Source organism: Streptomyces sp. NPDC090499, from assembly GCF_044769305.1.
Lineage (GTDB): Bacteria > Actinomycetota > Actinomycetes > Streptomycetales > Streptomycetaceae > Streptomyces.
The window spans coordinates 259064-280051 of sequence record NZ_JBIVXP010000011.1; the positions used below are offsets into that span (position 1 = coordinate 259064).

The window sequence follows — 20988 nt, forward strand, 5'->3', positions numbered from 1 at the left end:
CCGGCTGTATAACGTCATGCAGAGTTCTCGGTAGGTGAATAGGTTGTCAACGGTCTCGCGTTAATCCGAGGTAACGGATGGCCGGTGCGCAAGATCGAGTGTCCGGATTGAGGGAGGTTTGGGCGTAATGTCGTCTCATATCTTGGACGCTCCCGGAATTGCGCATTCCGGCCTGGTGGTACTCGACGGCATCGGGATGGGCGTCGAGGACGTCGTGCGCCTCGCCGACGGCACCGCCCGCCCGGTCCCGGGCACCGAGGCGATGCGCCGCGCGGAGGAGTCCTGGAACGCCGCCCGGCAGATCGCCGCGACCGGCCGCGTCTACGGCCGTTCCACCGGCGTCGGCGCCAACCGGAACGAGGACGTCCCCACCGAGGCCGCCGCCGGACACGGGCTGCGGCTGCTGCGCAGCCACGCCGGGGCGATCGGCGACGAACTCCCCGCCCGGCAGGTCCGCGCGATGCTCGCGGTGCGCGCCAACCAGCTGCTGGCGGGCGGCGCGGGCCTCAGGCCGACCGTGGTCACGGCCCTGTGCGAGGCGCTGGAGTCCGGCGCGTATCCGGTTGTCAACGAGTTCGGGTCGGTCGGCACCGGGGACATCGCGGCCCTCGCCCAGGTGGGCCTCGCGCTGGTGGGGGAGCACCCCTGGCGGGGCACCGGAGCGCCGGCGGCCCAGCCGCTGGACAACAACGACGCCCTCGCCCTGATCAGCAGCAACGCCCTCACCCTCGGCCAGTCGGCGCTCGCCCTGCACGAACTGCGCGGGCTGATCGAGGCCACCCAGGTGGTGGCCGCCCTGTCGCTGCTCGCCGTCGACGGCTCCCACGAGGCCTTCGCGGCGCCCGTGCACGCGGCCCGCCCGCACCGGGGCAGCGTCGAGGTCGCCCGCCGGATGCGGGAGCTGATCGGCGCCGCCGACCGGCCGACCCCGCCGCTCGGCCGGATCCAGGACCCCTACGGCTTCCGCTGCCTGCCCCAGATCCACGGCCCGGCCCACGACGCGGCCGACGCCCTGGAGGGTGTGCTGGCGATCGAGATCAACGCGGCCGCCGAGAACCCCCTGATCTCACCCGAGGACCTGGCCGCCTACCACCACGGCGGCTTCTACCAGGCCCAACTGGCCCTCGCCCTCGACCACTTCCGGCTCGCCGTCACCCAGGTCGCGCGCCTGTCCACCTCCCGCCTCTCCTCCCTCAACGAGCCCGCCTTCACCCGCCTGCGCCCCTTCCTCGCCGACCAGGAGCCCGCCTCCTCCGGCGTGATGATCCTGGAGTACGCCGCCGGCGCCGCCCTCGGCGACCTGCGCGCCTTCTCCGCGCCCGCCTCCCTCGGGCACGCTGTACTCTCCCGAGGCGTCGAGGAGCAGGCCAGTTTCGCCTCGCTCGCCGCCCGTCAAACGCTGCGCGCCTGCCGTGCGTACCGTCTGGTGGTCGGCTGCGAACTCGTCGCCGCCGTACGGGCGCTGCGCCAGCGTGAGCTGCGTCCCGACCCCGGGCTCGGGGCGGGGCGGGCGCTGGAGCTCGCCGAGGCGGCGCTGGAGGCGGACCCGGCCGACCGGCCGCTCACGGACGACGTCACCGCGGCGGCCGGGCTGCTCGACCGGTTCACGGACATCTGGAGGGGGAGCACGTCATGAACGTGACCGACAGCCCTGCGACTCGCTTGCAGGCGCTCTTCGAGGGGCACCGGCTCACGCCGACCCAGCGGCGCATCGCGCACAGCATGGTGCGGCGCGCCGCCGACGTGCCCTTCCTGTCCAGCGTGGAGCTGGCCGAACTGGCCGGGGTCAGCCAGCCCTCGGTCACCCGGTTCGCGGTCGCCCTCGGCTTCGACGGCTACCCGGCGCTGCGCAGGCACCTGCGCGAGGTCGTGCCCCCCGAGCAGGCGGCGGGCAACGGGTCGTACAACGAGTACCAGCAGGCCGTCGAGGCCGAGATCGAGAACCTGAGGCACCTCGCCGAGGTGCTCGCCGACCCGCGCCCGGTGCAGCAGGCGGGCCGGCTGCTTGCCGCCTCCCGGCCGCTGCCGGTGCTCGGCCTGCGCGCCGCCGCCTCGCAGGCGTACGGCTTCGCCTACTTCGCCGCCAAGGTGCATCCCGACGTACGGCTGCTCGACGAGGGCGGCACCATGATCCACGACCGCATCGACGCGGCCGTCCTCGCCGGCGCCTCGGCGCTGCTGTGCTTCGCGCTGCCCCGGCACCCGCGCGAGGTCGTCGACACCCTGGGCTATGCCAAGGAGTCCGGGCTGACCGTGGTGACCGTCGCCGACTCGGCCTTCGCGCCCGTCGCCAAGGTCTCCGACCTGCTGCTGCCGGCCGCCGTCGGCACCGGGCTCGCCTTCGACACGGCGTGCGCGCCGATGCTGCTCGGCCGGGTGCTCCTGGAGGCCATGTGCGACGACCTGCCGGACGCACAGGCCCGCCTGGAGGAGTTCGACACCCGGGCGGCGGCGCGGGGCCTGTTCGTGGAGTGAACCCGCGCCGAAGGCTTCTTTAAGACTCGTCTCACGTTCGCTGGTTAGCGTCCCGCCATACGGACTGGCCCGACACCGGCGAGGAGGCTGCGGACATGGCGCGTGCGGGACGAGAGGGGCGCGGCGGACAGGGCCTGGCCCGGGTGGCCGTGGTCGTGCGGGCCGGGGCCGCGCCGCTGTGGTGGTGCGGAGTGTTCGCCGCGGGTGTCGGGGTGCTGCCGCCGGGGTTCACCGGACGCCGCATCGGCGTCATGGCCGGGGCAGCACTGTTCATCGTCGGCGCCGCCGTCGTGGCACTCACCCGCCGCAAGCGGTACACCGCCCTGCTGCACGGGGCCGCCCGGGCCGGTAAGCACGACGTGCTCCAGGACCGGGCGGTGACCGTGCGGAACTGGCGCCGGGGGCACCGCTGGTTGCTGCTGCTGGCCTTCGCCGTCGCCCTCGGCTCGGCCTTCGTGGTGCCCGCGGCCGGCGGCATGCTGCTGGCCGGGACCGGCACCGGGCTGCGCCTGAAGGCGGCCTGGCTGGGCCGCCGGGAGCGGGCCGGCGAACAGCTGGTGTGGCTGCGCGTCGACTGGCTCGACAGGCGCGGCGGCCGCCCGGCCGGCAAGGCCGTCAAGGCGTACCGCGGTACCGGCATCGCGGCGGGCGACGCGGCCCCGGGCGGGGCCCGCCGCCGCACCGCGGCGCTGGTGTGAGGTCCGGTCAGACCTCCAGGTCCTCCTCGATCTTCTTCAGCTGGTGCCGGGCCATCGCCAGGTTGGCCCGGGACTGGTCGAGCACCAGGTAGAGGAAGAGGCCGTTGCCGCCCCGGCCCTTGAGCAGCCGGATCAGGTGGTACTGGTTGGAGAGCGTGATCAGGATGTCCTCGATCTCGCCCTTGAGGCCGAGGTGCTCCATGGTGCGCATCTTCGCGCGGATCACGTCGGTGTTGCCGGCCGCGGCCACGTTCAGGTCGAAGGTCTTGCTGCCGCCCATCGTGCCCAGCGCCATCCCGCTGGTGTAGTCGACGAGCGCGACGCCGGTCGTGCCCTCGATGGAGGTGAGGCACTCTTTCAGGGCGGTTTCGGTGTTGGCCATGACTTTCTGGTTCCTTTCAACTGTCGGTTGCGGTGCGCGCGTCGGTGGTGGTGCTGGTCCGTGGCGTGCGCGTGGTTCTGGTCCGTGTGGCTGGGGCGCGGGCCGGGCGCAGGGCCTTGGCGGCGGCCTCGGCGGCGGCCTCGGCGGCGTCGACCACCTCGCCGATCCGGGCGGCGGCCCGGCGGCCCTCCAGGTGGAGGCGGCCGACGTTCACCCGGTCCTCGGCGAGCAGGGTGAGCACGGCGCTGCGGCCGGCGGCGTAGGTGGCGACATAGCCGTCGTCGCCGCGCACCAGCAGCTCCCTGAGCTCGCCCTTGCCGGTGGCGTCGGAGACCCGGACGGCGACGCCGAGTTCGGCCGCGGTGAGGGCGGCGAGGCCCTCGGGATCGACGCCCGGACAGTCGTGGGCGACGACCAGGCCGTCGACACCGGCCGCGAGGGCGCCGGTGAGCTGGGGCATCCGGGTGCGTAACCGGCGCAGTTCGTCGAGGACGGCCTCTCTGTCGGAGCTGCCGGGTTCTGCCGCCATCAGCTGTCTCCTCTCGGCGGGGCGGTGCCGTTCAAAGGGCCTCCAGCGCATCCCTGAGCCTCTTCAGCAGCGCGATGTCGGGGTCGGTGACGGGGGGCAGCGGAGGCGGGACGGGCGCGGTGTTCCTCGGGGCGAGGAGTCCGGCCGCCGCCAGCCGCCGTACGTCCACCAGCGTGTGGAAGGCCGGTCTGCCCAGCTCCCGGGCGATCTGCGGGGCCGTGCGGACGCCGTCCACCCGGTCCAGGACCGCCCGCTGCCGGGGGGTGACCGGTGGTGGTGCGAGGGGGTCGGCGCGGATCAGCGGGGCGCCGTCCGCCGACGGGTCGGGCCAGATGCGGTGCAGCAGCTCGCGACGGCGCAGGGTCTCGCGCTCCAGCGCGGTGACGGGGACCGCGGACAGCGGTCCTGCGGCGGCCGTGGTGCCGTACCGGAACCGGCCCGGGGTGCTGCTGGGGGCCAGCGCGAAGTAACCGGCGTCGTACAGGGCGCCGAGCCGGCACACCTCCAGCGCGCCGCGCGGGAGCAGTCCGGCGGCGAGCACCCGGTGGGCGGCGGCGGGTATGTCGTCGGTCCAGGGCCAGACCGCCGCGTCGAGCGTGCCGCGGGCCGTGAGGAGCACGTCGAGACCGGGTGCAAGGGGGCTCTCGGCGTGCACCACGCGGCCCTCGGCCAGGTGCAGGGCGCCGTGCTCGCGGACCAGGACACCGGTGGCCCGCTCCTCGGCGAGGCGTATCAGCATCGGGGAGAGCGCGCCGGGCGCTCTCTCGTGCAGGGCCGTCCGGTCGCGGACCGGCAACGGCGGGGGTGTCTCGACCACGGTCATCCCAGCACCAGCCGCTCGGCCATCTCGCCGAGCCGGATCCGGGCGAGGGCGAGATTGCCGTCCTCGCGGGTCAGCCACAGGTGCAGGAACACGGTGGCGTCGAAGGACGTGACCACGAACCGCAGCAGGTGGTAGCTGTCCCGGTTGCTGACGATCAGGTCCTCCACCGGGGGGCTCACCTCGGTGTCGTCCTCCGTGCTGAACGCCCCGTGCTCGGCGGCCAGCCGGGCCAGCTCGGCGGCCTCCGCGGCGGTGGTCTCGTGGTCACCGCCGGGCGCCTCCCCGACCGTGCCCAGGGCCAGCCCGCTGGTCCAGTCGACCAGCGCGGCGCCCCGGGCACCGGGCAGTCGCATGGCTTCCAGTAAGCACTCGTCGATTCCGGGCACCGAGGCTCCCCTCCCGCCGCGTGGCTCTCCGGTTGAGTGACGCAGACACTACGCAACGTGTGCGTGAGGGGTGAGGCGTTTGGCATTTTCCAGTGGAACATGCATCCGGCAGACTAGTGTTGGTCAACTGAGCTGCTTTTCACACCAGTTGATCCCTGCTGTCCGAGGTGTCTCAACGGCTTCCGGTTGCGCGCAGGGTGGTGAGGGCGTCGGCGTGCGCCCCTCCGGATTCGGCCACGACCTCGGCGACCGTCTGCGGCTCCCGTGCCACGGCGAACGCCACGCTCCCGTCGCCGTCCGGAGCGAAGCCGTAAACCCCCGGCCGTGCAAGGGAGTTGTAGGAGTAGTGGCTGCCGAAGTAGTACGCCCCGGTGTCCAGCGCCGCGGCGAAGTCCCCTTGCTCCAGCGGCGGCAGCAGGCGCCCCTCGGCGAGCAGGTCGCCCGCGAAACAGGCCGGCCCCGCCACGTCCTGCTCCACCGGCGCCCCCTCCTTGGGCCGCCCCTTCGCGTCGTACGCGGCGATCCTCAGCGGCCACGCCCCCGGCACGTACACCGTCCGCGGCGCCACCTGCACCCCCGCGTGCGTCACCGCGATGCGCCGCCCGCCGGAGCTCTTCGCGTACTCCACCCGCGCCACCACCGTGCCGTGCCGGGCCAGCAGCGACCGCCCGAACTCCGTCACCAGCCCGTACCGCCCGTCGAACAGCCCCGGCACCGCCTCCGCCAGCAGCCGCGCGTACTGCGCGAACGTCGGCTCCGTCGCCTCGGAGGCGAAGTTGACCGAGAGCCCGCCCCCGATGTCCAGGGTGTCGACCTGCCGCCGCCCGACCCGCGCGTTGATCTCCTCGGCCAGCGCGTACGTCTCCGCCACGCCCCGCGCCAGCAGCGACAGCGAGATCCCCTGCGACCCGGTGTGCGCGTGCAGCCGCGTCAGCCAGGGCCGCTCCGCGAACGCCTGGACGATCCACTCCCGGGCCCCCTCGTCCCGCAGCCCCACCCCGAACTTCGAGGTCGCGGTCGCGGTGGAGGTGGCCCCGATGGTGCCCGCGCCGATCTGCGGGTTCACCCGGATCCCGAGCGGCGGGGAGGCGGTGCCGCCCGTGCTCACCAGGGCGTCCAGGCGCCGCAGCTCCTGCGGGTTGTCCGCGTTCACGGCGACGCCCAGCGCCAGCGCCTCGCGCAGCTCCGCCGCCGTCTTCGCGGGCGCGTCGAACACGGTCCGCTCCGCCGGCACCCCGGCCGCCCGCGCCAGCGCCAGCTCGCCCGCGCTGGCCACCTCGGCGCCCAGGCCGGTCCCGGCCAGCAGCCGCACCAGCGGGACCAGCGGGTTCGCCTTCACCGCGAAGGCGTGCAGGATCGCGGTGCCGGGCGCCGCGACCGCCTCGAACGCCCGGCGCAGCTCCGCGGCGGACGCGCGGATGCCCGCTACGTCCAGCAGGCCTACGATCGGCGCGTCCGGCCCCAGCAGTCCCTGCTCCACCGCCGCCCGCACGGCGTCGTCCCGCCGCCCGGCCCGCTCGCCGTCGTCCCCCGACATGTCATTGTCCACACCCTTAAGACCCATAAGTCCAGCCAAACATCCGGAACGCGGCCGTGCTGGCGGACCGGACGTATTGACTAGCTCTATTCAGAGAGCCAGGATGTGAATAACAACAGGAACACCACACTGGCCGGCATTCGCTAGGAGGCAGACCATGTCAGGACCCCGCCCCGTACGAGCTCCGCGCGGTACGGAACTGAGCGCCCTGGGATGGCAGCAGGAAGCCGCCCTGCGCATGCTGCAGAACAACCTGGACCCCGAGGTCGCCGAGCACCCCGACAAGCTCGTCGTCTACGGCGGCACCGGCAAGGCCGCCCGCGACTGGCGCTCCTTCGACGCCATGGTCCGCACCCTGCGCACCCTCAAGCAGGACGAGACCATGCTGGTCCAGTCCGGCCGCCCGGTCGGCGTCATGCAGACCCACGAGTGGGCCCCGCGCGTCCTCATCGCCAACTCCAACCTCGTCGGCGACTGGGCCAACTGGGAGGAGTTCCGCCGCCTGGAGGCCCTCGGCCTGACCATGTACGGCCAGATGACCGCCGGCTCCTGGATCTACATCGGCACCCAGGGCATCCTCCAGGGCACCTACGAGACCTTCGCCGCCGTCGCCGCCAAGAAGTTCAACGGCACCCTCGCCGGGACCATCACCCTCACCGCCGGCCTCGGCGGCATGGGCGGCGCCCAGCCCCTCGCGGTCACCATGAACGACGGCGTCGCGATCTGCATCGACGTCGACCCGCGCGCCATCGAGCGCCGGATCGAGCACCGGTACCTGGACGTGAAGGCAGACTCGCTCGACCACGCGCTCCAGCTGGCCACCGAGGCCCGCGACGCCCGCCGCCCGCTCTCCATCGGCGTCCTCGGCAACGCGGCCGAACTGGTCCCGCAGCTGCTCGCGATGGACGCGCCGATCGACATCGTCACCGACCAGACCTCCGCCCACGACCCGCTGGCCTACCTGCCGGTGGGGGTCCCCTTCGAGGACATGGCGGACGCGGCGGCCAAGGACCCGGCGGGCTTCACCACCCGCGCCCGCGAGTCCATGGCCCGCCACGTCGAGGCCATGGTCGGCTTCATGGACGCCGGCGCCGAGGTCTTCGACTACGGCAACTCCATCCGCGGCGAGGCCCAGCTCGCGGGCTACGAGCGGGCGTTCGCCTTCCCCGGCTTCGTCCCGGCCTACATCCGCCCGCTGTTCAGCGAGGGCAAGGGCCCCTTCCGCTGGGCGGCCCTGTCCGGCGAGGCCTCCGACATCGCCAAGACCGACAAGGCGATCCTGGAGCTGTTCCCGGAGAACGAGTCCCTCGCCCGCTGGATCAAGCTGGCCGGCGAGCGGGTCCACTTCCAGGGCCTTCCGGCGCGCATCTGCTGGCTCGGCTACGGCGAGCGGGACAAGGCCGGCGAGCGGTTCAACGACATGGTCGCGAGCGGCGAGCTGGCCGCGCCGCTGGCGATCGGCCGCGACCACCTCGACTGCGGCTCCGTCGCCTCCCCCTACCGCGAGACCGAGGCCATGCTGGACGGCTCGGACGCGATCGCCGACTGGCCGCTGCTGAACGCGATGGTCAACGTGGCGTCGGGCGCGTCCTGGGTCTCCATCCACCACGGCGGCGGGGTCGGCATGGGGCGCTCCATCCACGCCGGGCAGGTGACCGTCGCCGACGGTACGAAGCTCGCCGGCGAGAAGATCCGCCGGGTGCTGACCAACGACCCCGGCATGGGTGTCATCCGGCACGTGGACGCCGGGTACGACATCGCGGAGTCGGTCGCCGAGGAGCGGGGCGTCCGCGTCCCGATGCGTGAAGGTGAGTCCGCGTGACGAAGAGCGGGGACTCTTCGGCGGGCGCTGAGCTCTCGTCGCCGTCCGCCGGTGCTGCTGTGCCCGCCCTCCCCCACTCTCAGCTTCGTTCGAGCGGGGGGACCCCCATCGCCCCGCGGAACGACTGCCCACAGCCTGGTGGTCACCCACAACCTGTGCCCGGCGGCAGCTCGTTCCACGAGATGTGGCGGGAGCTGCTTCCCGTCGGGCGGCACGCCGGCTCCCGGGGCTACCGGCGCTTCGCCTGGACCGCGGCCGACGCCGAGTGCCGGGCCTGGTTCCGGGAGCAGGCCGAGGCGCGCGGGCTGGCGTACGAGGTCGACCGGAACGGGAACCAGTGGGCCTGGCTCGGTGATCCGGCGGCCGGGAACGCGGTCGTCACCGGGTCGCACCTGGACTCCGTGCCGGACGGCGGCGCCTTCGACGGCCCCCTCGGCGTCGTGTCCTCCTTCGCCGCGTTCGACGAGCTCCGGGGGAGGGGAGCCCGGTTCACCCGGCCCCTCGCCCTCGTCAACTTCGGCGACGAGGAGGGCGCCCGGTTCGGGCTCGCCTGCGTCGGGTCCCGGCTGACCGCGGGGCACCTGACCGTCGAGCAGGCCCACCGGCTCACCGACGGAGACGGCGTCACGCTGCCGCAGGCGATGGAGGCCGCCGGCCACGACCCCGACGCCATCGGCCCCGACCCGGAGCGGCTCGCCCGCATCGGCGCCTTCGTCGAGCTGCACGTCGAACAGGGCCGGGCCCTTGACCTGTCCGGTGACCGGGTCGGCATCGCCAGCGCCATCTGGCCGCACGGACGCTGGCGGTTCGACTTCCGCGGCGAGGCCAACCACGCCGGCACCACCCGGCTGGTGGACCGGCGCGACCCCATGCTGTCGTACGCCGAGACCGTGCTCGCCGCCCGCCGCGAGGCCGAACTCGCCGGTGCCGTCGCCACCTTCGGCAAGATCGCCGTCGAGCCGAACGGCGTCAACGCCATCCCCTCCCTGGTGCGCGGCTGGCTCGACTCCCGCGCCGCCGACCAGGCCACCCTCGACACCGTCGTCGGCGGCATCGAGAAGGCGGCCCGGGAGTACGCGGAGGCGCACGGCATCGACCTGGACGTGGTCCGCGAGTCGTTCACGCCGGTCGTGGAGTTCGACCACGCCCTGCGCGACGAGCTGGGCCGCATCCTCGGCCGTGACACCGGCCTCACCGTGCCCGTCCTCGGCACCGGCGCCGGACACGACGCCGGGATCCTCTCCGGGAGCATCCCGACCGCCATGCTGTTCGTGCGCAACCCCACCGGCGTCTCGCACTCCCCGGCCGAGTTCGCGGCCGAGGACGACTGCGTGGCCGGGGTGAGCGCACTCGCCGACGTACTGGAAGGGCTGGCCTGCGCGTGACGACACGGACGACGTACTGGTTGGAGCACGCCTGGCTGGACACGCACGTCGAGCCGGGCGTCGCCGTGGAGGTGGCCGACGGCCGGATCACGGCGGTGCGCACCGAGGTGCCCGCGCCGCCGCCCGGTGCCGAGGTGCTGCGCGGCCTCACCCTCCCCGGCCTGGCCAACGCCCACTCGCACGCCTTCCACCGCGCCCTGCGCGGCACCGTCCAGGTCGGCTCCGGGACCTTCTGGACCTGGCGCGAGCTGATGTACGGCTTCGCCGACCAGCTGACCCCGGAGACCTACCACGCGCTCGCCCGCGCGGTGTACGCCGAGATGGCGCTGGCGGGCGTCTCCTGCGTCGGCGAGTTCCACTACGTCCACCACGCCCCCGGCGGCACCCGGTACGCCGACCCCAACGCCATGGGCGAGGCGCTGATCGCGGCGGCCGCCGACGCCGGCATCCGGATCACCCTCCTCGACACCGCCTACCTGTCCAGCGGCTTCGGCGAGCCGCCCAACGCCCACCAGCTGCGCTTCTCCGACGGCAGCGCGGAGGCCTGGGCCGAACGCTGTTCAGTTCTCAAGGAACGGGATCACGCACGGATCGGGGCGGCGATCCACTCGGTGCGGGCCGTGCCCGCCGGGCAGCTGGCGACCGTGGCCGGCTGGGCCGAGGCGCGCCGGGCCCCGCTGCACGTCCACCTGTCCGAGCAGACGGCGGAGAACGACGCCTGCCTGGCCGCCCACGGCCGCACCCCCACCCGGCTGCTCGCCGACCACGGCGTCCTCGGCCCGCGCACCACGGGCGTCCACAACACCCACCTCACGGACGAGGACATCGCCCTGCTCGGCGGCTCCGGCACCGGCACCTGCATGTGCCCGACCACCGAGCGCGACCTGGCCGACGGCATCGGACCGGCCGTCGCCCTGCAGCGCGCGGGCTCGCCGCTCTCCCTCGGCTCCGACAGCCACGCCGTCATCGACCTGCTCGAAGAGGCGCGCGCGATGGAGCTGAACGAACGGCTGCGCACCCGCACCCGGGGCCACTGGACGGCCGCCGCCCTGCTGCGCGCCGCCTCCGCCGACGGGCACGCCGCCCTCGGCTGGGACGACGCGGGCGCCATCGAGACCGGCATGCTCGCCGACCTCACGACGATCGCGCTCGACTCCGTCAGAACCGCGGGGCCGCTGCCGCGACTGGGCGCCGAGACGGCCGTATTCGCGGCGACCGCGGCGGACGTACGGCACACGGTCGTCGCCGGCCGGCACGTCGTACGGGACGGCGTGCACACCCTCGTGCCCGATGTGCCGCAGGCCCTCGCGCGGGCCGTCGAAGCCCTTCGCGCCTGACGACCAGCCCCCACCGGGAATCCAAGGACTCCGACGAGGACACCATGAGCAGCAGCACCGCCATCACCAACATCGCCACGCTGGTCACCAACGACCCCTCCCTCGGATGGGGGTCCCCCCGCTCGAGCAAATTCGAGAGTGGGGGAAACTCCCCTCTCGGTCTGATCCAGGACGCGGCCGTCGTCATCGACGGCGACCGTGTCGTGTGGACCGGTGAATCCAGCAAAGCACCCGCCACTGACAATCGGGTCGACGCGGGCGGCCGGGCGGTGCTGCCGGGCTTCGTGGACTCGCACTCCCACCTGGTCTTCGCGGGCGACCGCACCCAGGAGTTCAACGCCCGCATGTCCGGCCGCTCCTACACGGCGGGCGGCATCCGCACGACCGTCGCGGCCACCCGCGCCGCCACGGACGAGGAGCTGGAGCGGAACCTCACGCACTACCTCGCCGAGGCCCTCCGCCAGGGCACCACTACCTTCGAGACGAAGTCCGGCTACGGCCTGACGGTCGCCGACGAGTCCCGCGCCCTGCGCGTCGCCGCCCGGCACACCGACGAGGTGACCTACCTCGGCGCCCACATCGTCCCGCCCGACCACGCCGACGACCCGGCCGCCTACGTCGACCTCGTCACCGGCGAGATGCTCGACGCCTGCGCCCCCCACGCCCGCTGGATCGACGTCTTCTGCGAGAAGGGCGCCTTCGACGGCGACCAGGCCCGGACCATCCTCACCGCGGGCAAGGCCAAGGGGCTGACCCCGCGCATCCACGCCAACCAGCTCTCCTACGGCCCCGGCGTCCAGCTCGCCGTGGAACTCGACGCGGCCAGCGCCGACCACTGCACCCACCTCACGGCGGCGGACGTGGACGCCCTCGCCAACAGCCGGACCGTCGCCACCCTGCTGCCCGGCGCCGAGTTCTCCACCCGCGCCGACTGGCCCGACGCCCGCCGCCTGCTCGACGCCGGCGTGACGGTCGCCCTCTCCACCGACTGCAACCCCGGCTCGTCCTTCACCTCCTCCGTCCCCTTCTGCATCGCCCTGGCCGTACGGGACATGCGGATGACCCCCGACGAGGCGGTCTGGTCGGCCACGGCCGGCGGCGCGGCGGCCCTGCGCCGGACCGACATCGGCCGCCTGACCCCGGGCGCCCACGCCGACCTGCTCCTGCTCGACGCCCCGAGCCACGTCCACCTGGCGTACCGGCCGGGGGTGCCGCTGGTCAGCGGGGTGTGGCGGAAGGGCGTACGGGTCGTCGGCTGAGTCAGCCCGCCCCCGCCCGCCAGTGCTGGGACGTTTCGTCGTTCACCCGGTCCAGGGCGAGGCCGTCGTCGCCGGTCGGGGTGAGGGCCGTTTCGAGGGCTATTTCCGGGCGGATCTCGCCGTCGGGGGTGACGGTGAAGCGGAGGTTGTCGCCGTGGTCGCCGTCCACCGAGTCGCAGTTCCAGATGCCGACGCCCTTGTCGACCGAACCCCGGCTGTCCAGGCAGAAGTCGGGGTCCGCGGCGGACTGCAGGACGTCCCGGTCCGGGTCGACCCGCCAGCGCTGGGTGGCGGAGCCGGAGCAGGGGGCCGTGATCACGTCGGTGCCGTTGCCGAAGTCGCCGTCGCGGACGTCCAGGCAGCGGGCGGTGGCGAGGTTCACGACCTGGGCGTAGGCCGTTCCCGGGGGTTCGGGGGTGGGGCTGGGGGAGGAGGGGGTCGGGGTGGGGCGCCGGGACGGGGTCGGGGTGGAGGTATGTGACATACCACTGGTACTCGCCGTCGGGGAGGCACCCGACGGCACCGGGGACACCGTCGCCGTCGCCGTCACGGTCACCTGCGGACTCGGTGCCGGCGGGGTGGCCGCGGCCGGGTCGGGGGTGTGGGTGTCCCGGTGCGCCAGGAGGACGAGGAGCAGCGGGACGAGGGCCACGCCCAGTGCCGTGGAGGTCAGGAGCAGGCGCCGGGACGGCTGGCGGCGCTGCCGGGGTGGGGCGGGGTCGGGGCCGGCGGGCGGGGCCGGCGGGGTCTCGTGGCGTGCGTACGCCGTTCCGGCCCACGGCAGCAGGCCCTCCGCCAGGGTCTCGCGCGGGGTGTCGCGGAGCGCGCCGAGGTCCTCGAACGCGGCCGTGCAGTGCGGGCAGTGGGTCATGTGCGCGTGCAGGTCGGGGCTGTGCCGGGGGTTCTCCGGGCGCACCGACTCCTCGATCAGGCGGCGGAAGTCCGCGCAGCGCGGGTCGTCCGAGGCGGCCAGGCGGGCGCGCAGGCAGGCCTGGGCCAGGGACTGGAGGGCGGGCGGGATGCCGTACCGGACGTCCTCGGGGGTCAGGCCGAGGTACGTCGCGGTGTGCTCGTCGGGTTCCCGGTCCAGCACGCCGTACCAGAGCAGGCCCTGGGTGCGGGACGGCAGGGACTGGAACGCCGGGAGCAGGGGCGGGGTCGGGCCGCCGGAGGCGCCGGAGGAGTTCAGGACGAGCAGGAAGGTGGGGTCCAGGGCGGCGGAGTGTTCGCCGCCGGACCAGTCGGCCGCCAGCCGGGCGGTGAGCAGGAGCAGGTGGTGGCGCAGGGGTACGACCGGCTCGGCGCCGCGCGCGATGTCGCGGGCGGCGGTGGTGAAGGTCTGCGCGGCGAGCCGGCGGGCCGCCGCGTCGCCGGCCGTGCAGAGGCGGGCGTAGGCGAGGACCGCGGGGTGATGGCGGGCGCGGAGTTCCTGGAGGGCCGGGTAGGCGGTGGCCGTGGAGGTGCGCAGGAGTTCGGTCAGGCGTGCGTCCGAGGGCGGGTCGCCCTGGATGTCCTGGACCATCGTGCACCCCTTCTCGCGGGCCGTCCTTCCTGACGTACCGGCCAGTTTGGGGTGTGACTCGCGGTAGCGGGGCAGCTTTGGCCAAAGACGCAGCGGGCCGGGGCGGGGGCCGGCGGGGGGATCCCCGTCGCCCCAGCGGCGCGGCGGTCGGGCCGGGGCCTATTCCTCCAGGGTCAGCGCCCTGCGCAGCTGCACGAGCGTGCGGGACAGCAGGCGGGAGACGTGCATCTGGGAGATCCCGAGTTCGTCGCCGATCTCCGACTGGGTCATGCCCGCGACGAAGCGGAGGGAGAGGATGGTGCGGTCCCTGGCCGGGAGTCCGGCGATGAGGGGCTTCAGGGACTCGATGTACTCGATGCCCTCCAGGCCGTGGTCCTCGTAGCCGATGCGGTCCGCGAGGGCGCCCTCGGACTCGTCCTCGTCGGGCTGGGCGTCCAGGGAGGAGGCGGTGTAGGCGTTGGACGCCGCCATGCCCTCGACGACCTCCTCGTTGGAGAGGCCGAGGCGTTCCGCGAGTTCGGCGACGGTGGGGGCGCGGTCCAGCTTCTGGGCCAGTTCGTCGCCCGCCTTGGCGAGGTCGAGGCGGAGTTCCTGGAGGCGGCGCGGGACGCGTACCGACCACGACGTGTCGCGGAAGAAACGCTTGATCTCACCGATGATGGTGGGCATCGCGAAGGTGGGGAACTCGACGCCGCGGGAGAGTTCGAAGCGGTCGATCGCCTTGATCAGGCCGATGGTGCCGACCTGGATGATGTCCTCCATCGGCTCGCTGCGGGAGCGGAAGCGGGAGGCGGCGAACTTGACCAGCGCGAGGTTCAGTTCCACCAGGGTGTTGCGGACGTACGAGTATGCGTGGGTGCCTTCCTCCAGCGACTCCAGCCGCTCGAAGAGGGTCTTGGACATGGCTCGCGCGTCGACCGCGTCGACCTCGTCGTACGGGGGGATCTCCGGGAGTCCGAGGTCGGCGAAGAATCCCTCGATGGCATCCAGTGGTTCCGGTGGGGGAGTCGACGTCGCCGTGTGGGCGTGCGAGGCGTCGAGCCGGGGTGACATGGTGTCCTCCATCGTTCTCGGCAATGAGGCTGCCGGAGCCGTGCGTGCACTGCGGTGTGCGGCGCCTCCAAAGCCGGCCGTGTCGGTTACGTGTCCCTACTAGCCCTACCCGCTCCGCCGAGTCACTCGCAAGTCCGTTCTATTGTGGTTTGTCCGGTTCTGAGAGGTAGTTCGGGTGTCGGGTTGCGTGCAGAAGGCGTAATGTTCGAGGGCGTCGACACGGCGTTCGGCGGACATCGGTGGGCATCGTCGGACAACGGTCAGACGGTGACAGAAGCGGTCACGACCTCGGGAGAGAGACGGCAATGGACCACGGGACGGTCGGCAGCGCACAGTCGGGCCGGCTTCTGGTGGAAGTGCGGGAAGCGGGCTCCAGCGCCGTCGTGACTCCGGCGGGTGAGCTCGATCACCACACGGCCGACCTGTTGCGCGAGCCGCTCGACGATCTCCTCGACAAGGGGTTCTCACGCCTTGTCGTCGACTGCTCACGCCTTGAGTTCTGCGACTCCACCGGGCTGAACGTGCTGCTCGGCGCCCGGCTGCGGGCCGAGGCCGCCGGGGGTGGGGTGCACCTCGCCGGGATGCTGCCCGTCGTCGCCCGGGTCTTCGAGATCACCGGCGCCGAGGCGGTCTTCACCGTCCACGACTCCGTCGAGGCGGCGCTGGCCGACGAGAACGGCAGGGGCGGGACCGGCAGCACCGGCGGCGAGGGCTGAGCCCCGGCCGGCCCGGCGTCCGGAACCGGGGGGTGTTCCCGTGGATCGCTCGGGCAGGAGAGATTCTGGATCTGTCACCGCCCGGCCCGGCCCCGTTCGAGTCGATCGCACCGGCAGGCCCGTACCAACTGCAGCAACCTGAAATTTTCCATGTGAACCGGTGAATCGGTGAGGTGAAGCGCTGATGAGCACGACCCGGCCTTACCCGCCGGGCGACCGCGGCCCGGAGCCCAGCGGCGCTTCGGGAGTGTCCGAGGGGGCGGCGTCCGACGAGCTGCCGGCCTCGGCGGGGGGTCGTCAGGTCCGCAGGCTGCGCCTCCACGGCGAGAGCGGGGTGGTACCGCTCGCCCGCGATTTCACCCGCCAGGCGCTGCACGCGTGGGGGTGGCTGCCGGCCGCGACGGCCGACCGCAGGGCCGCCGCCGAGGACGTACTGCTCGTCGTCTCCGAGCTCGTCACCAACGCGTGCCTGCATGCGGAGGGGCCGGACGAGCTGTTCCTGGCCTGCGACCGGAAGGTGATCCGGGTGGAGGTGTCCGACCGGGGGGCCGGACAGCCGGCGCCGCGGACGCCGCACCGGGCGGGGCGGCCGGGGGGACACGGGATGTTCATCGTGCAACGGCTGTGTCTGGACTGGGGGGTTGTAAGGACGCAGGGGGCGGCCGGGAAGACGGTGTGGGCGGAGTTGGGGGCGCCGGCGTAAGAGGCGCCGCGCTCTCGTTTTCGGCTGACGGCCGGTTGGGGCTGGTCGCGCAGTTTCCTCCCCCAGCCTTCGGCCGGGGGACCCCCAGCGCCCCTTGAGGGGCGCTGAAGCGCACGGGGCGCTTCGGCATCCCCACACTTCCGCCACGCCCTTTCTCTTCCCTCCTCATGGGCCCCGGCGTACCTTGACGGCCGAATCTGATACCTCGTCAGTAACGAATGGGGTGGACCGACCGTGTCGTCGTACCCGAAACGTACCGCCGTGCTCGCGTCCGCCGCCGCCCTGGCCGGATCGGCGGTGCTGCTCGCCGCCCCCGCGGCGCACGCCACCGTCGTCAACGTCAACTACCAGTGCAAGACGCCGATCGGCGACAAGAGCGCCGTCTCCCCGATCGACATCAAGGGCGTCAAGAGCGGCAGCGGATACAAGATCACGATGTCCTGGCAGAAGGGCGTCTCCTCCAGCCCCGTCGAACTCGGCAAGGGCGCGATGAACCCGAGCGCCACCATCAGGCTCGGCGGCGCCGACAGCGGCACCCTGAGCGTCACCGGCGCCGCCAACCAGGCCGCGATCCCCGCCAACACCCCCATCAAGATCAACGACTTGAGCGGCACCTACACCCCGGAGAAGTCCGGCAAGGTGACGTTCACGGCGGGCACGCTCACCATCAAGGCGCTCGGTACGACGACCACCTGCAACCCCACCAACAACCCCGGCCCGTCCCTGACCCTGGACGTGACCGCGGCGGGCGGCGGGTCGAGCAGTTCCGGCGGGTCCGGCTCGTCGTCCGGCGGCACCGGCACCGACTCCGGAGGCACCCTCCCGAAGACCGGCCCCGAGGACTCGTTCGTCGCCCTCGGCACCCTCGGCGGCACCGTGCTGCTCGCCGGCGCGGCCGGCACCCTCTGGCTGACCCGGCGGAACCAGACCGCACGCCGCTGACCTCCGGGTCCGACCGCTGGAGCCGCCCATGCCGTCCGCCCCGTCCGCAGCCCGGTCCGCAGCCCGGTCCGCCGTCCGCGTCCTCGGCCTCGCCGCGCTGACCCTGCTCGCCCCGGCCCCGCACGCCTCGGCCGCCGCGGGCTGGTCCTTCGCGCCCGCGGGCGGCGGCCGCCCCGCCTTCTACGCCGAGGGCACCCCCGGATCGGTCCTCCAGGACACCGTGTCGGTGACCAACTCCGGCGGCCACCCCGTCACGGTACGGCTGACCGGCACCGGCACCGGCGCCCCCGTGACCTTCGCCGAGCCGACCGTCCGGGTCCCCGCCCGGACCCGCGCCGACGTCCCCTTCACGGTGACCGTCCCGGCGGGCGCGGCCCCCGGCGACCGCACCGGCACGCTCGTGGCGAAGGACGCCGACGGCCGCACCGCAACCGCCCGCATCCGCCTGCGCGTCGGCGGCCCCGCGCTCTGCGCCCTGACCGTCGAACACGTCGCCGTCCACGCTGACCGCATCACGTACGAGCTGGTCAACCGGGGTACGACCGTGCTCGCACCGAAGCTGGCGGTGCGCGCCCACGGCCTGTTCGGCCGGGTCCTCCTGGACCGGGCCGCGCGCACCCTCCCGGTCCGCCTCGCCCCCGGCACCCGCACCGAACTCAGCGAGCCCTGGCCCGGCCACCCTGCCCTGGACGCGGTCGACGTCCGGCTGACGGCGACGGCGGCGGACGGCGCGCACGACACGGCGGACACCGAGGCACGGTTCGTGCCCTGGGGCGCGGTCGCGGGCGTCGCGGCCGCGCTCGTGGCGGGGGCGGCGGTGACGGTCGTACGACTGCGCGGGCGGCGAGTCGCCCGCACGGCCGAACCCGTGTCCATGGACGTCGAGTTGACGGGAGCAGCGAGGTGAGGGTGCGTGCGGTCCCGAGACCGGTCCCGGTACTGGCGGCACTGACGGCGCTGGCGGCGGTGTTCTCGCTGCTCCTCGTGCCCATGGCGGCAGCCGCCGCCGGGCCGGCCGTCAAGGTCTCCGAGTCCCAGGCCGGCACCGGTGGTTCGGTCACCGTCAGCGGCACCGGGTGGCGGCCGCACACCCTGCTGATGATGCTGGTCTGCGGCCAGTCCAGCCCGTCCCGGGGCGTACTCGGCGGCACCAACTCCTGCGCCAACGCCGACGGCCGGGCCGTCACCACCGACGCGAACGGCTCCTTCAGCAAGCAGCTCCCGGTCGCCGAACCGCCGGTCCCCTGCCCCTGCGTGGTGCACGTGGCCACCGTGACCGGTGCCAGTGCCGACGCGGACGTCGCCTTCCAGGTCGCCGGACACCCCGTCAAGGCGCTGCCCGCCGAGTCCACCGGCGGCCGCCTGTCGATGCTCACCGACACCCGCCTCGACGGCTCCTCGGGCCTGCTGACCTGGTTCGGCGCACCCCCCTCCCGCACCCTCGTCTTCACCATCGGCAACGCGGGCACCTCCACCCTGAAGGACCCCGTCTTCCAGGTCGGCACCGCGCACGGCGTGTTCGCCCCCCAGTGGGACGAGCAGCAGTGGCGCGGCACCCTCGCACCCGGCAGGAAGGCGCAGGTCAAACTGCCCGTCGAACTCTCCGCCGGGGCACACGGCGACTACAACGTCTCCCTGAGGTACGACGGCAAGGTCCTCGCCGAACAGCCCTGGGGCGTCGGCCGCCCCTGGGGCGTGACCCTCTTCTGGCTCCTGCTCTGCGTGGTCGTACCGGCGGCCGTCTTCCGCATCGGCATGGCGGTGGTGGACCGGGTACGGCCGCCCCGCGCCGGCGGCATCCGGCACCGGGGAGTGCCCCGCCCGGTCCTCCGCGTGCCGCGCCTGCGCGCCGCCCCGGAGCCCGCGCCCTCGGCGGCCTCCACCACCTCGACCCTGCCGTGGTTCACCCCGGACTCCGGTCCGGGCACGACGGCCGGCCGGCTCTCCGCACCGCACGACGACAGTTCCACGAGTCCGACGACTCCCACGACTCCGACGACTCCGACGACGAAAGGACCGACGTGATCATGCGAAGGAGAGTGACACCGGTACCGGCCAGAGCGGGCGCGGCGGCGGCCGCCCTGGTCCTCGCCGGGGCGGGCGCCCTGCTCGGCACGGCCGCGGGGACCGCCCAGGCGGCCGAGGTGTCGTACGCCACCCACTGCGTACCGCCCGCCGGGGTCGCCGACCCGATCGACGGGACCACCAAGGTCGAGGTCACCGCGCCCGCCACGGCGAAGGTCGGTGACACCGTGGACGTCACCTGGAAGTTCGTGCAGGCCGCGTCCAAGAACCCGGACATCATCGACCTGCCCGCGAACACGGTCCAGCCGTCCGGCACGGTCAAGGCGGCCGGTGCGCAGAGCGCCGACATCGCCATGCAGGGGCCGCGCGAGAACCCGGCGATCCCCAAGGGCGGCGACATGGTGCTGTCCGACATGACGGGCTCGCTGAAACTGACGTCGCCCGGCGAGGTGACGCTCACGCCGGACGCGTACACCGTCAACGCGTACGGGACGAACACCGTGTGCACCCCGACGGGCACGGTGGAGAAGGCGGCGACGATCGAGGTGACGGCCGGCGACGGTTCGTCGAGCGGATCGGCGTCGCCCTCGGACACCGGATCGGCTTCCCCGTCGGGCTCGGCGAGCCCCTCCGACTCGGCATCCCCTTCCGATTCGGCGTCGGCCTCCGCGTCCGCCTCCGACGGCACGGGCAGCGGCCAGACCGACTTCACCGGCAAGGAGGTCGACATCCCCTACGCCTGCAAGACACCGATCGGCGACAAGAGCGCGACCTCGCCGGTGCAGATCAACGCCAAGAAGAACGGCGGCAGTTTCGACCTGACCGTGCAGTTCAACGGTTCGGTGATGGACAGCCCCGCCGACATCCCGGCGGACTCGGTGAAGCCGTCGATGGAGGTGGTCCTGGGCGGCGCCGACAAGGGCACGGTCCATGTGGAGGGCCCCACCAACTCCTCCGCCATCAAGTCCGGCGACCCGATCGAGATCCCGGACCTGACGGGCACGTACAAGCCGGGGGCGAGCGGGTCGTCGACGCTGTCACCGGGCGTCCTGACGGTCGAGGCACTGGGCACGACCACGACCTGCACCCCGACGAAGACCGAGGTCTCCCTGACCCTGGACACCACGGAACAGGCGAGCGGCGCGTCGGGCAGCACGACGACCTCCGGCGGCTCCTCGACATCGAGCAGCGGCGGCCTCGCGGAGACCGGCGACAGCAGCAACGGCGCACTGAAGGCGCTGGGCCTGGTAGCAGGAACGGCGATCCTGCTGGGCGGCGCTGTGTTCACCTTCATGCCCCGAAAGAGGACGAGGTGAGCAACCTGCTTTAAAGGGGCGCGGGGCTGTATCTGATGTGCGGCTCCGCCGCGTGGGCGCGAGCAACCCCCACCGACC

20 protein-coding genes are annotated in these 20988 nt (G+C 73.3%); 13 read left to right on the top strand and 7 right to left on the bottom strand.

The window, feature by feature from the left end; genetic code table 11:
• The first annotated feature begins 127 nt into the window (after positions 1 to 127).
• From ACIQVL_RS34510 to ACIQVL_RS34520, 3 genes are all read left to right on the top strand, one after another.
• On the top strand, positions 128 to 1636 hold the full coding sequence (locus ACIQVL_RS34510; protein WP_403437304.1) for an aromatic amino acid ammonia-lyase: 1509 nt from the start codon (positions 128 to 130) through the stop codon (positions 1634 to 1636).
• Positions 1633 to 2475: a MurR/RpiR family transcriptional regulator gene (locus ACIQVL_RS34515; protein WP_403437305.1), complete on the top strand. Its 843-nt coding sequence runs from the start codon at positions 1633 to 1635 to the stop codon at positions 2473 to 2475. Before ACIQVL_RS34510 ends, ACIQVL_RS34515 begins: the two co-directional genes overlap by 4 nt.
• Positions 2476 to 2570: 95 nt before the next feature.
• Positions 2571 to 3173 carry a hypothetical protein gene (locus tag ACIQVL_RS34520; RefSeq protein ID WP_403437306.1) on the top strand — a complete coding sequence of 201 codons (603 nt, stop codon included), beginning with the start codon at positions 2571 to 2573 and terminating at the stop codon, positions 3171 to 3173.
• 7 nt (positions 3174 to 3180) lie between these two features.
• Here ACIQVL_RS34520 and ACIQVL_RS34525 read toward each other — a convergent pair whose 3' ends face one another.
• From ACIQVL_RS34525 to ACIQVL_RS34545, 5 genes are all read right to left on the bottom strand, one after another.
• Entirely contained in the window at positions 3181 to 3555 is a 375-nt protein-coding gene (locus ACIQVL_RS34525) for a hypothetical protein (RefSeq protein ID WP_403437307.1), read from the bottom strand.
• Positions 3556 to 3571: 16 nt separating this feature from the next.
• Positions 3572 to 4084 (bottom strand): roadblock/LC7 domain-containing protein, encoded by a 513-nt coding sequence (locus ACIQVL_RS34530; RefSeq protein ID WP_403477303.1) that lies wholly within the window; start codon positions 4082 to 4084, stop codon positions 3572 to 3574.
• Between the two features lie 31 nt (positions 4085 to 4115).
• Entirely contained in the window at positions 4116 to 4907 is a 792-nt protein-coding gene (locus tag ACIQVL_RS34535) for a transcriptional regulator (protein WP_403437310.1), read from the bottom strand.
• A complete protein-coding gene (locus tag ACIQVL_RS34540) occupies positions 4904 to 5293 on the bottom strand; it encodes a hypothetical protein (RefSeq protein ID WP_046731666.1) in 390 nt (129 codons plus the stop codon). Before ACIQVL_RS34540 ends, ACIQVL_RS34535 begins: the two co-directional genes overlap by 4 nt.
• Before the next feature lie 172 nt (positions 5294 to 5465).
• On the bottom strand, positions 5466 to 6857 hold the full coding sequence (locus ACIQVL_RS34545; protein ID WP_403477304.1) for a diaminopimelate decarboxylase: 1392 nt from the start codon (positions 6855 to 6857) through the stop codon (positions 5466 to 5468).
• Positions 6858 to 6987: 130 nt separating this feature from the next.
• Here ACIQVL_RS34545 and hutU point away from each other — a divergent pair, with 130 nt between their 5' ends.
• The 4 genes from hutU (at position 6988) to hutI (ending at position 12633) form a co-directional block, all read left to right on the top strand.
• Positions 6988 to 8652, top strand: a complete 1665-nt coding sequence (gene hutU / locus ACIQVL_RS34550) for a urocanate hydratase (RefSeq protein WP_403437313.1) — start codon at positions 6988 to 6990, stop codon at positions 8650 to 8652.
• A 182-nt stretch (positions 8653 to 8834) separates the two neighbouring features.
• Positions 8835 to 10037 carry an allantoate amidohydrolase gene (locus ACIQVL_RS34555; protein ID WP_403477328.1) on the top strand — a complete coding sequence of 401 codons (1203 nt, stop codon included), beginning with the start codon at positions 8835 to 8837 and terminating at the stop codon, positions 10035 to 10037.
• Positions 10028 to 11374 (top strand): formimidoylglutamate deiminase, encoded by a 1347-nt coding sequence (locus ACIQVL_RS34560; RefSeq protein WP_403477329.1) that lies wholly within the window; start codon positions 10028 to 10030, stop codon positions 11372 to 11374. The genes ACIQVL_RS34555 and ACIQVL_RS34560 overlap by 10 nt, the downstream gene beginning before the upstream one ends.
• Positions 11375 to 11418: 44 nt before the next feature.
• Positions 11419 to 12633: an imidazolonepropionase gene (gene hutI / locus ACIQVL_RS34565; protein WP_403477305.1), complete on the top strand. Its 1215-nt coding sequence runs from the start codon at positions 11419 to 11421 to the stop codon at positions 12631 to 12633.
• Between the two features lies 1 nt (position 12634).
• On the opposite strand, the gene ACIQVL_RS34570 is transcribed toward hutI, so the two are convergent.
• Entirely contained in the window at positions 12635 to 14155 is a 1521-nt protein-coding gene (locus ACIQVL_RS34570; RefSeq protein WP_403477306.1) for an RICIN domain-containing protein, read from the bottom strand.
• A 159-nt stretch (positions 14156 to 14314) separates the two neighbouring features.
• Entirely contained in the window at positions 14315 to 15208 is an 894-nt protein-coding gene (locus ACIQVL_RS34575; RefSeq protein ID WP_403437316.1) for an RNA polymerase sigma factor SigF, read from the bottom strand.
• Between the two features lie 305 nt (positions 15209 to 15513).
• On the opposite strand from ACIQVL_RS34575, the gene ACIQVL_RS34580 reads away from it, so the two are divergent.
• The 6 genes from ACIQVL_RS34580 (at position 15514) to ACIQVL_RS34605 (ending at position 20910) form a co-directional block, all read left to right on the top strand.
• The gene (locus ACIQVL_RS34580) at positions 15514 to 15924 is read left to right on the top strand and encodes an STAS domain-containing protein (protein ID WP_403437317.1); all 411 of its coding nucleotides are present in this window, start codon (positions 15514 to 15516) and stop codon (positions 15922 to 15924) included.
• A 184-nt stretch (positions 15925 to 16108) separates the two neighbouring features.
• Positions 16109 to 16627 carry an ATP-binding protein gene (locus ACIQVL_RS34585; protein ID WP_403477307.1) on the top strand — a complete coding sequence of 173 codons (519 nt, stop codon included), beginning with the start codon at positions 16109 to 16111 and terminating at the stop codon, positions 16625 to 16627.
• Between the two features lie 234 nt (positions 16628 to 16861).
• A complete protein-coding gene (locus ACIQVL_RS34590) occupies positions 16862 to 17569 on the top strand; it encodes an LPXTG cell wall anchor domain-containing protein (RefSeq protein WP_403477308.1) in 708 nt (235 codons plus the stop codon).
• A 28-nt stretch (positions 17570 to 17597) separates the two neighbouring features.
• Positions 17598 to 18476 (top strand): hypothetical protein, encoded by an 879-nt coding sequence (locus ACIQVL_RS34595; RefSeq protein WP_403477309.1) that lies wholly within the window; start codon positions 17598 to 17600, stop codon positions 18474 to 18476.
• A gap of 83 nt (positions 18477 to 18559) precedes the next feature.
• Positions 18560 to 19594 (top strand): hypothetical protein, encoded by a 1035-nt coding sequence (locus ACIQVL_RS34600; RefSeq protein ID WP_403477330.1) that lies wholly within the window; start codon positions 18560 to 18562, stop codon positions 19592 to 19594.
• A gap of 2 nt (positions 19595 to 19596) precedes the next feature.
• Entirely contained in the window at positions 19597 to 20910 is a 1314-nt protein-coding gene (locus ACIQVL_RS34605; protein ID WP_403437321.1) for a hypothetical protein, read from the top strand.
• Positions 20911 to 20988: the final 78 nt, after the last annotated feature.